Origin of the sequence: Oceanisphaera sp. (assembly GCF_052084945.1) — a bacterium.
GTDB lineage: Bacteria > Pseudomonadota > Gammaproteobacteria > Enterobacterales > Aeromonadaceae > Oceanimonas.
In genome coordinates this window covers 1-10,747 of sequence record NZ_JBQDEX010000054.1, presented here as the reverse complement: position 1 = coordinate 10,747, position 10,747 = coordinate 1, and the positions used below count along the sequence as shown (strand labels likewise).

Sequence of the window (10,747 nt, the reverse complement as noted above, 5' to 3'; positions counted from 1 at the left end):
CTGTCCCGTCTCTTTATTGTGTTCATAAAAAGGTATGACTGTCCTGTCTTTTTATTTCAGAGAAGAGAGATCTGACTGTCCTAGCTTTTGATATTATTTTATAGATTATATTTATGCATAAATGAGTGTAAGTAGTGCAGTTTCTTTGTTTTTAATGATAAGTTATGCATTATTATTAAGTTTTTATGTGATGCGGGTGTTTGGTGAGGGCTGTTTTCTGTCTTTTATCGAGACAGAACGTCAGTTGTTGGTAATATTACCCCTAGTATTTACATATTTGTAACGTTTTTCGCAGAGTAAGCTGCACTAGCTAAAGGAGTAAGCATGTCTAATATGGCTGTCACCCGCGAGTCATTCGATAAAGTAATGGTTCCCAATTATGCCCCTGCAGAGGTTATTCCGGTGCGCGGCCAAGGTGCGCGTGTTTGGGATCAGCAAGATCGAGAGTATATTGACTTTGCTGGTGGTATTGCAGTGAGCTGTTTGGGGCATTGCCATCCGGCCTTGGTGGGGGCGTTAAAAGAGCAGGGCGAGAAGTTATGGCATGTGAGTAATGTGATGACCAATGAGCCTGCTTTGCGTCTGGCTAATAAAATGGTCGCGGCCACTTTTGCGGAAAAAGTGTACTTTTGTAACTCGGGAGCCGAGGCCAATGAAGCGGCATTTAAATTGGCTCGTCGTTATGCGCTTGAACATTTTGGAGAGCAAAAGTCACAAATTATAGCCTTTAACCAAGGGTTTCATGGCCGTACCTTTTTTACCGTTACCGTAGGAGGACAAGCCGCTTATTCTGATGGCTTTGGTCCTAAACCTGCTGATGTGGATCATGTTGACTACAATGATATTGCCGCACTTAAGGCTATTATGTCTGATAACACCTGTGCTGTGGTCATGGAGCCTTTGCAAGGTGAAGGGGGCGTGATAAGCCCAGATCCTGCTTTTGTTAAGGCGGTGCGTGAGCTGTGCGATCAACATAATGCATTATTAATCTTTGATGAAGTACAAACGGGTGTTGGGCGTACTGGTGACTTATTTGCGTATATGGGGCTAGGTATTACACCCGATATTCTCACCAGTGCTAAGTCTCTGGGGGGCGGCTTTCCGATTGGCGCCATGCTAACCAGCACAGCCATTGCTGATTCATTTAAACCGGGCACGCATGGTTCTACTTACGGGGGGAACCCACTCGCTTGTGCTGTGGCAGAAGCCGCCTTTGATGCGGTCAATACTGATGAGTTATTAGGTGGAGTGAAAGAGCGTGAGTCTTGGTATCGTGAGGGCATAGCGGCGATTAATGCTAAGTATTCATGCTTTCAAGAAGTGCGAGGCAAAGGCTTGCTGCTAGGTTGTGTACTTAATGAAAAGTATCAAGGCCAAGCCAAGGCTTTTTTAGAGGCCGCTATGAATGAACAACTCATGGTATTAGTGGCTGGCGCCAATGTGGTGCGTTTTGCGCCTTCGTTAGTGATCAGTAAAGAAGACGTTAGCGAAGGGCTAGCTCGGTTTGAGCGGGCGGTGGCTAAGGTCGTTAACGGCTAACTGTTTTATTAAGCTAAATAACACCATAAAGCGAGGCGATGTGCCTCGCTCTAGCCTCGACTTGAGTGATAAGGAGGGCAGTATGTTGGTTATTCGCCCCATCGAACAGCGGGATTTTCCTACCCTTAAACAGTTTGCTATTGAGTCTGGCCATGGCTTTACCTCACTGCCAGTGAATGACGAACTACTGCAAAACAAGCTCAACCTCTCTATTGATTCTTTTGCCCATCGCACAAAGGGAGAGTCTTTATATTTCTTTGTTGCCCAAGACAGTGATACAGGTGAGGTGGTTGGTACCTGTGCCATTGATGGGGCTGTGGGATTATCATCTCCTTTTTACAACTACTTACTAGGTAAGCAAGTGCACAGTTCAACTCGGCTGGGCATTTATAATGTGGTAGAAACCCTTACCTTAACCAATGATTACACTGGGGTGAGTGAGCTGTGTAGCCTTTTTTTACGAGAGTCGGCTCGCCGAGGTGTCAATGGACGCTTACTGTCTAAATGCCGCTTTTTATTTCTAGCGGAGTTTAGTGAGTTATTTAATCACCGAATATTGGCAGAAATGCGTGGCGTGTCGGATGAAAAAGGCAACAGTCCTTTTTGGTGCTGGTTACAAGAGCACTTTTTTTCTATGGATTTCTCTACGGTTGATTACCTCTCTGGTATTGGTCGCAAAGGGTTTATTGCTGATCTTATGCCTAAATTTCCAATTTATGTCAGCTTATTATCTAAAGAGGCTAAATCAGTTATTGGCGTCACCCATGATAATACCCGCCCAGCATTGCGGATGTTGGAGGAAGAGGGCTTTAGGTGGCGTGGCTATGTGGATATTTTTGATGCCGGCCCCAGCGTGGAGTGTGAACTATCACAGATCCACAGTGTACGAACCAGTAGGCGACTTAAGGTATGTATTCTTGAACAGCATGACTCTTTACCGTTAACAGATACGTCTACTTATTTACTCAGCAATATTAAATTTGAGCATTTTAGAGCGTTAATGGCTGAGGTCGTGATCAATGAAGATAGCAAGCAGGTGGTGCTGAATAAAAACATTGCGACTTTGCTTAAAGTAAAGAATGGCGATACCGTTCGATTGGTTAAGTTAACTCATTCAGAGTCGCATCAAGCTTAAAGGCTGACCATTTAGGTCTAACAGAGGGGGTAACATGGCGGATACGTTGCACAGTAAGGAGCTCAGTATGACAAAAGCCGTTCACTATATTAATGGGCAGTGGCAAACCGGCGAGGATCCCTCATTTACCTCGCTAGATCCGGCTACCAATCAGGTGCTTTGGGCGGGAGAGGCCGCCAGTGCTCAGCAGGTAAATGCTGCCATATTAGCCGCACGAGAGGCGAGCGTTGCGTGGGCTAATCGTGATCTAGAAGAGCGTCTTATTATTGTTAAGCATTATGCCAGTCTGTTAGTTGAGCACAAAGCCAGTCTTGCACAGCTCATAGCCCAAGAAACCGGTAAACCTTATTGGGAAAGCATGACCGAAGCTGCCGCCATGGCCGGAAAAATTGCCCTATCAGAAAAAGCCTATTTTGAGCGCACCGGTATCACAGAAAACCCCATTGCCGAGGGGCGCGCTGTTATTCGCCATAAACCCCATGGTGTGGTGGCGGTGTTTGGGCCTTATAATTTTCCTGGGCATTTACCCAATGGTCATATAGTGCCCGCGCTGATTGCCGGTAATACGGTGGTGTTTAAGCCCTCTGAGTTAACGCCCAAAGTCGCGCAAAAAATGGTGGAGTTGTGGGAGCAGGCCGGCTTACCGGCTGGAGTATTAAACTTGGTGCAAGGCGAGGTAACCACCGGGCAAGCACTGGCCAGCCACCCCAATATAGATGGTTTGTTTTTTACCGGTTCATCGAGTACCGGCCATTTACTGCATACTCAGTTAGCCGGCCAGCCTAGTAAAATCTTAGCGCTAGAGATGGGGGGAAATAATCCCTTGGTGGTCAGTGAGGTGGAAGATATAGATGCGGCTGTGTACGCCATAGTGCAGTCTGCCTTTATTACTTCAGGTCAGCGCTGCACCTGTGCCCGGCGGTTATTATTGCCGACTGGGGAGCGGGGAGATCGCATTTTATCTCGGCTAATAGCCGTTACTCAAGCCATTACCGTTGGCCGTTATGATGCCGAGCCACAGCCCTTTATGGGGGCACTTATTTCTGAGCAGGCGGCTAAAAATATGATAGCGGCTCAAGCGAATTTATTGGCGCTGGGGGGGCAATCTTTGCTGATGCTAACGTCACTACAAAGTGGCACAGCTTTAGTCTCGCCAGGCATTATTGATGTTACTCATATTACTGAGTTACCTGATGAAGAATATTTTGGCCCGCTGTTACAGGTGATTCGCTATCAGGATTTAGCTAAAGCGGTGGAGATAGCCAATCAGACTCGCTATGGTTTATCAGCCGGATTACTGTCAGATTATCAGCAAGATTGGGAGTATTTTTATCGTCATATACGTGCCGGTATTGTTAATTGGAATAAGCCCATTACCGGTGCCTCGGGCGCGGCTCCCTTTGGGGGCGTGGGTGATAGCGGTAACCACAGAGCCAGTGCCTATTATGCCGCCGACTACTGTGCTTACCCGGTGGCATCAGTAGAAGATGATAAGGTGAGTATGCCAGAGCAACTGGTGCCCGGGGTGTTTTTTTAGACTCTAACGCTATCTGTATGTCTTTATAATAGGAGCCCAAGAGGGCTCCTATTTAATGTTAAAAGCTCAGTTGTAGATCTGCCCACCATTGACGACCGGGTTCGTTGATGCGGCGAATTTGTGGGTTGATGCCCGCTAAGTTGGCATCTTGTTTGTTGATAAATTCGCTATATTCCTTGTCAAATAAGTTGTCGACTCCAGCTGCTAGCTTAAGTGCTGGGGTAATTTGCCAACCGCCATTAACGGAAAAGACGCTAAAGCCAGAAGAGGCGGCTAAGTCCTGACCAATAATATTACCTTGGCCTTCGGCAAAGCGAGATTGTGCTGCCACATTGCGCATTAATAAGGCGACTTCAATATCGTTACTATCATATCCAAGGCTGGTGTTGAGCTCTAACGGAGGCGTTTGACCCAGTGCAATGCCTTCACTGTGGTTTTGTCCGTAGGTATAAGCCAAGTTACTGCTGAGTGACCAGTTAGGCATAAACTGCCAGCTGAATTCGGCCTCACCGCCAAAACGGCGCGCATCAATATTGCGGGCAGGTGTCGAGGCTAAGTTATCCACCAAAATAAAGTCGTTTACATAGCCGGCAAATAAAGACACTGAGCCGCTGAGGGTGTTGTTGCGATAAAGCACTCCAGTATCTATTTGGTGGTTGGTTTCACTGCTCAGAGCAGGATTACGATTGCGTTCCCAAAAGTCGGGGGCTCGCTCGGCTTTGCCATATCCGGCGTACCAGGTCCAATCATCTTGTTGGTGTTCCAGCCGCACAAAGCCGGCTTGTAGCTGATAGTCCTGTTCTTTAAGGGAGTTAGTGGTGTGCATTTTTTCAAAGCGGGCTTGAGTATGATCTAGGCGCAGCCCACTGATCAGGTGTTGATGTGAATTAAGCTGCCATTTATCTTCGATAAAAAAGCCTATGTTTTCAAAAGATTGAGTATCTTGGTAGGGCTTATGTTGATAACGATTGGCGGCGGCAGCCGTCATACCCATGCCCATGCGTGAACTATGCTTGTCTTGCAGCCAATCAACACCCACCTGCGTTTGATGCTCGCCTAAGCTCAGCTCGGCCATCAATCTGGCAGTATCTGTGCTGCGCTCTGGATTCATGGCTTTAAACATACCGCTATTGGCGCGCAGGCTATAGTTGTCCATCACGTGATCAATAACGCTGTGGCCATACTGTAATTGTAATCGGCTTAGCCAGGGGGTAATGGCGTCGCGTTCTAACTTGATGCCCCAAGCATCTCGATCAAATTGGCTGCCATCCATACTGCGGTCAGCATAGGCGGCTTCCCCTCGGCTGCGATCGTAAGATACTTCCAGTAAACTCAGCTCATCCGGTGTTAACCCCAGCTGTAAGCTCTGGCTGTTTTTATCGTAACCTGAGTGCACAATGTTCCCCCCGCCATCTTGATAATCGTGAGCCTGGTTATGATTCGCATTTAAACGCACATATCCCAAGCTATTACCGGCATCTAGCTCAGCAAAGGCATCAAAACGCTCGGCACTGCCGGTGGTTATGCCACTTTCTAGGTTAAATTCTGTATCGTTATAATAACGAGGGTGACGTATAAATTGGATCGAACCTGCCACCAAGCCTGGCCCTTGGGTTACTGTTTGTGGCCCCTTGGTAATCAGCACTTCGTCAAACGATCGCGGAAATAAATAGGAAGTGGGGGGATCCATGCGTCCGCCACAGCCGCCTAAAACATAGGTGTTGTCGCTGGTAATTGATAAGCGCGATCCTCCTAAGCCACGAAACAGCGGATCACCAGACATGCCACCTTTACGAGTCACACTCATATTGGGTACGGTTTTGAGCAAGCCGGCACCGTCGGCGGCGGGAATGGGCTGCACCGGTGATTTAGGATCTAGGCTAATGCGATTGGGCTGAGCTAGCGCTGAGGCTGTCACTATAATGCTGGTGGCTTGGGTGAGAGGCACCTCTGTTTGCTCTGAGGTTTGCCCATGGGCGCTTGGCATAATAAATAAGGGAAAAGTAACAGAAAAAAAAGAAAGAGCATGGTGTTTTATCATGGTTGCCGTTAGCCTCTTAGGGAGTGATTAAGTGAGTTCAAATCTACTATCAACCTGTGTTTGGCACAGGGGTAGGTAACGGCAAAGTACAATAAAGGGGTAAGGCGCTCGCCACAATGCGACATATTGTCGCAGTGCATAACACAGAGTGATAGGCGCTAGTTCAGAAGATGTTAAGGATGAATAATGCAATACACTAGGGCGGGTGAGCCATGGCACAGTGCTTGGCAGGCATTTAATTCTTTATGGTTTGTACTTGCGGTACGCTGGCTATTTTTTGTGGCATTAGCAGGGGCCATGCTGTTTAGCCATTGGCTGTTATTGCCGGTATTGGGCCCTGAATTAAATGGGTTATTGCTGGCATTATGTTTATTTAATGGATTAATGACGGGGTTAGTCATTTGGTCCCCGCTGCAAGCTGGCTTAAAAGAAGTAGGCCTGCTGGTAGATATTTTGTTATTAACAGCCATTGCTTATTTTAGCGGTGGTGTAATGAACCCCGCCGCCGCACTGTATTTGTTTCCGCTACTAATAGCAGCACTGACCTGCTCAACGGCTTTTGCTTGGGGCTGTGTAGGCATTGCCATGATCAGCTATGGGGGGCTTTTTTATTGGTATCAGCCCCTTGCCTTGGCGATGGATCACAGTGATCATGGGGCCAGTATGGCGCCTTTGTTTAATGTGCACTTGCTGGGAATGTGGTTGACCTTTAGCTTATCCGCCATATTAATCACCGCCTCTGTGTCTTGGTTAATGGGCTTACTGGCGCGAAAAGAGCAGTTATTGCAGCTAACCTATCAAAAGCAGCAAGAGCAAGAGCAATTTTTATTGTTAGGTATAGAGTCAGCATCTGTGGCTCATCAGCTTTCTACACCACTGAATAATTTGTTTTTGTTAAATGAAGAGTTGAGCTCTGAATCGCAGTTAACCGATGCCGGGCAACAACATCTTGCCTTACAATACCAGCAGCTCGTATTGTGCCGAGACGTATTGTGGCAACTAAAGCGTAGAGAGACGTCGGGAGCCAAAGCGCAGTGGCTATTTACTGAGCTTCAAGCCTATTTAGAGCGTTGGGCAAATTTGCGGCCCGATGTGCAGTATCACTGGCTTAAACCTAGCTCAGAACAGGATCATTATGTTTGGCTTGATGAACTATTTTGGTCGGCATTGCTTAATATTATGGATAATGCCGCTGACGCGGGCGAGAATCGTGTTGAATTGCATACTCAGGTTGATAAGGAATTGACCTTGAATATTGATATTTATAATCGGCAAGGACACCTGAGTGATGAGCAATTAGCACAGGCAGGGTTGAATCAGCAAACATCAGAAAAAATGGCGGGTTTGGGCATGGGGGTATGGCTTGCTCATGCCACATTCTCACGGCTTAAGGGCAGTTTGACCTTACGTAACCAGCCCAATGGCGGCGTGCATGCGCATATTCAGATCCCACTGACATTGTCTGAGCATGAGCAGCTTGATAATGGAGTACACCCTTGATGACAACCGACTCAGCAGACAGCCATTTTTTACTTATCGATGATAATCCGACCTTTGCCCATCTACTGATACGCGGCTTTCAGCGGCGCGGGCTCAGCTTACTGTGGGCTGAAAAGGGCAGTCAGGCGCTAGCGCAAGAAGCAGCAGTTTGTGGAATTATCCTAGATCTTAATTTAGGAAGTGAAAGCGGGCTGCAATTATTACCGTTATTAACACAGCGTTTTGCACAGGCTGATATTGTGGTACTCACCGGCTACGCCAGCATTAGTACCGCCGTGAGCGCAGTTAAGTTGGGCGCCACACAGTATTTACCCAAACCTGCTGACGTAGACACTATTTTAGCGGCTTTTCAGCCGCAAGCTGATCCCGCCACTATTAGCAAACCCGATTGGGTCGCCTTTCAACCTTCGGTGCGCAAACAATCATGGGAATATATACAATTTGTATTACAGCAACACCAAGGTAATATTTCGGCGGCGGCGAGGGCTCTGAATATGCATAGACGGACGTTGCAGCGCATGCTGCAAAAAAAACCGTCCGCACAGTAAATTTATTTTATCGGTTAAGGAGTAATAGTCATGAAGTTGGCATTTATCGGTTTGGGCGTGATGGGTTTTCCTATGGCGGGGCACTTACAGCAAGCCGGACACCAAGTGTGTGTTTATAATCGCAGTGCAGCCAAAGCTAAAGATTGGGCCGAGCGTCACGGCGGCACTTATGCCGCTACCCCCGCCGAGGCGGCAAAAGATGCCGATATGGTGATGGTTTGTGTCGGTAATGACGATGATGTGCGCTCTGTAGTGTATGGTGAGCAAGGCGTATTAGCGGGCATAAAAGCCGGTGCTTTATTGGTTGATCACACGACCACCTCGGCCATGCTGTCGGAAGAATTAGCGGCAGCGGCAGAAAAACAGTCGGTGCGCTTTATTGATGCTCCGGTATCGGGGGGCCAGCTGGGAGCTGAAAACGGTGCGCTGACCATAATGGTGGGCGGTGCTGAGGCCGATGTAGCCGATGCGACTCCTGTATTATCTGCATACGGTAAGAAAGTCACTCGTCTTGGCCCGGTGGGCGCAGGACAGCGCTGTAAGATGGTAAACCAAATTTGTGTTATTGGCGCTGTGCAAGGCATTGCTGAAGGCTTGATGATTGCACAAAAGTCCGGATTAGATATTCCGACCCTCATTGATGTGTTGGCCGGTGGTGCAGCACAAAGCTGGCAGTTAGAGAATCGCGCGCAAACCATGGCTAATGGTGAGTTTGATTTTGGTTTTGCCGCTCAGTGGATGCATAAAGATTTAGGTATTTGTCTGGATGAAGCCAAGCAGCAGGGCTTAACATTGCCGTTAACCGATCATGTACACAAGGTGTATGAAACCTTGCTTGAAGAAGGCTTGGGCCGGTGTGACTCTACGGTCGTTATTAAAGACCTAGCGCGCTGATATTAGGCTTCGTCATTACTTTGAGGTCGATTTTTGTCGGGTAAAGAGAGTATAAAAGAGGTTTTTTGTATTGAAAGGCGCTTGAGTTCTGGAAGCGAACGCTCGGCTCGGTTATGCTGAGTTCGTTGTTTGTTATAGCGTAGCGGCCTTTCTTGTGGTCGTTGTGTGATGTTTTTCGCAGTTTTTGCACAAAACAACGGCACTTGATACCAAGCTACAAGACAAAGGCTTTGCTTGATGCCTAAATTTGAATAGAGTGGATAACACTTAATGCCAAGTGAGAAAGGATCCTTATGAATAAGACTCAGCTTGTTGATGCAATTGCCGCTAAGGCAGATTTAAATAAAGTTCAGGCTAAGGCCGCACTCGAAGAAGTACTTAGCGGTATTACCCAAAGTTTAAAAGAAGGTGACCCCGTACAACTGGTTGGTTTTGGTACTTTCAAAGTAAACCATCGTGCAGCGCGCACAGGCCGTAATCCTCAAACGGGTGCAGAGCTGCAAATTGCAGCGGCTAATGTCCCTGCTTTTGTTGCGGGTAAAGCACTAAAAGACGCAATTAAGTAACAAGACTTCAGCCATCGCTGTTCGTTTTTATTACTCAGTTTGTATTCAAACCCGGCTTTTGCCGGGTTTTCTGTTTGTTAGAGCTTGCTTGTTTAGTGGCTAGGTTGTTATAACTTAATAGAGTCAGTTCCCTCACTGGGAGGCGATGATGGAAGTAAATAGCATTCGACAGATAACAACACCTTGGTCAGGTAGCCGAGGGTTGACCACAGGGCTGATACTTAGCGAAGTCTATCAAGATGTCTGGACCGGCCAATTATTACTCTCTATGGGCATGCCCACTCAGGCTGAGACTGCCCCTCAGGTGATCTATCAGTTACAATTTGATTATCTACTGGGTTATCGGGTGTTAGAAGGTGCTGAAGTGCTAGAGGCGCTTGACGATGGTAACTCAGATTCAGAAAGCCAAATTTATCTTATTACCCCTTCTCGCTTTTTAATTTGGTTTCATCAACAAAGCCAAGGCATACACTTAGACAAAGACATTCAACACTATCGTATTGCCAGCTGGGATTACTGTGTGGATGTACTTGCAGCACAAGAGCCGCTGGTAAAACAACATAAACAAAAGGAATAACATGAAAGGTTTTATACTGGTTGCTCATGGAAGTCGTCGTGTGGCGGCCAATGAAGAAATTGCCCAGTTTGCTCAGTCGTTATTTAGTGGCATGTCGACACGCTTTGATGTGATGGGGCATGCCTTTTGGGAGTTGGCTGAGCCAAGCTTAGCCGACGCGATTGATCAGCAAATTGTCGCCGGTGCGACCAGCATTAGGTTATTTCCGTACTTTTTGGCTCAGGGTCGTCATGTGGTGAATGACTTGCCCAGTGTAGTCGAGCAAAAGCGCGAGCAATATCCTAATGTGAGTATTACTCTCTCTCCTCATTTAGGCGCCTTACCTCACTTTGCTCATTGGCTAGGCGAACAACTTTAATACCAATCTAAGTAAAAATGTGATCTGATTTAAAGCTGGACCTAGAGGAAAC

The 10,747-nt window shown here is 47.2% G+C and carries 10 protein-coding genes; 9 read left to right on the top strand and 1 reads right to left on the bottom strand.

Features of this window, described 5'->3' with window-relative positions; translation table 11 throughout:
• Positions 1 to 324 precede the first annotated feature (324 nt).
• The 3 genes from ACTHY5_RS06750 (at position 325) to astD (ending at position 4,211) form a co-directional block, all read left to right on the top strand.
• Positions 325 to 1,539 (top strand): aspartate aminotransferase family protein, encoded by a 1,215-nt coding sequence (locus ACTHY5_RS06750; RefSeq protein WP_441878030.1) that lies wholly within the window; start codon positions 325 to 327, stop codon positions 1,537 to 1,539.
• 82 nt (positions 1,540 to 1,621) lie between these two features.
• The gene (astA, locus tag ACTHY5_RS06745; protein WP_441878028.1) at positions 1,622 to 2,674 is read left to right on the top strand and encodes an arginine N-succinyltransferase; all 1,053 of its coding nucleotides are present in this window, start codon (positions 1,622 to 1,624) and stop codon (positions 2,672 to 2,674) included.
• A gap of 67 nt (positions 2,675 to 2,741) precedes the next feature.
• Complete coding sequence (gene astD / locus ACTHY5_RS06740) at positions 2,742 to 4,211, top strand: succinylglutamate-semialdehyde dehydrogenase (RefSeq protein ID WP_441878026.1); 1,470 nt, start codon at positions 2,742 to 2,744, stop codon at positions 4,209 to 4,211.
• Between the two features lie 58 nt (positions 4,212 to 4,269).
• On the opposite strand, the gene ACTHY5_RS06735 is transcribed toward astD, so the two are convergent.
• Complete coding sequence (locus ACTHY5_RS06735) at positions 4,270 to 6,252, bottom strand: TonB-dependent copper receptor (RefSeq protein WP_441878024.1); 1,983 nt, start codon at positions 6,250 to 6,252, stop codon at positions 4,270 to 4,272.
• A 186-nt stretch (positions 6,253 to 6,438) separates the two neighbouring features.
• Between ACTHY5_RS06735 and ACTHY5_RS06730 the strand changes: the two genes are divergently transcribed.
• From ACTHY5_RS06730 to ACTHY5_RS06705, 6 genes are all read left to right on the top strand, one after another.
• Complete coding sequence (locus ACTHY5_RS06730; protein WP_441878022.1) at positions 6,439 to 7,752, top strand: ATP-binding protein; 1,314 nt, start codon at positions 6,439 to 6,441, stop codon at positions 7,750 to 7,752.
• On the top strand, positions 7,752 to 8,300 hold the full coding sequence (locus tag ACTHY5_RS06725) for a response regulator transcription factor (RefSeq protein WP_441878020.1): 549 nt from the start codon (positions 7,752 to 7,754) through the stop codon (positions 8,298 to 8,300). The genes ACTHY5_RS06730 and ACTHY5_RS06725 overlap by 1 nt, the downstream gene beginning before the upstream one ends.
• Positions 8,301 to 8,330: 30 nt before the next feature.
• Positions 8,331 to 9,194 (top strand): NAD(P)-dependent oxidoreductase, encoded by an 864-nt coding sequence (locus ACTHY5_RS06720; RefSeq protein WP_441878018.1) that lies wholly within the window; start codon positions 8,331 to 8,333, stop codon positions 9,192 to 9,194.
• Between the two features lie 293 nt (positions 9,195 to 9,487).
• Positions 9,488 to 9,760, top strand: coding sequence for a nucleoid-associated protein HU-alpha (hupA, locus tag ACTHY5_RS06715; protein ID WP_441878016.1), 273 nt, complete (start codon positions 9,488 to 9,490; stop codon positions 9,758 to 9,760).
• A gap of 148 nt (positions 9,761 to 9,908) precedes the next feature.
• The gene (locus ACTHY5_RS06710; RefSeq protein ID WP_441878014.1) at positions 9,909 to 10,337 is read left to right on the top strand and encodes a hypothetical protein; all 429 of its coding nucleotides are present in this window, start codon (positions 9,909 to 9,911) and stop codon (positions 10,335 to 10,337) included.
• Between the two features lies 1 nt (position 10,338).
• Complete coding sequence (locus ACTHY5_RS06705; RefSeq protein ID WP_441878012.1) at positions 10,339 to 10,695, top strand: sirohydrochlorin chelatase; 357 nt, start codon at positions 10,339 to 10,341, stop codon at positions 10,693 to 10,695.
• Positions 10,696 to 10,747: the final 52 nt, after the last annotated feature.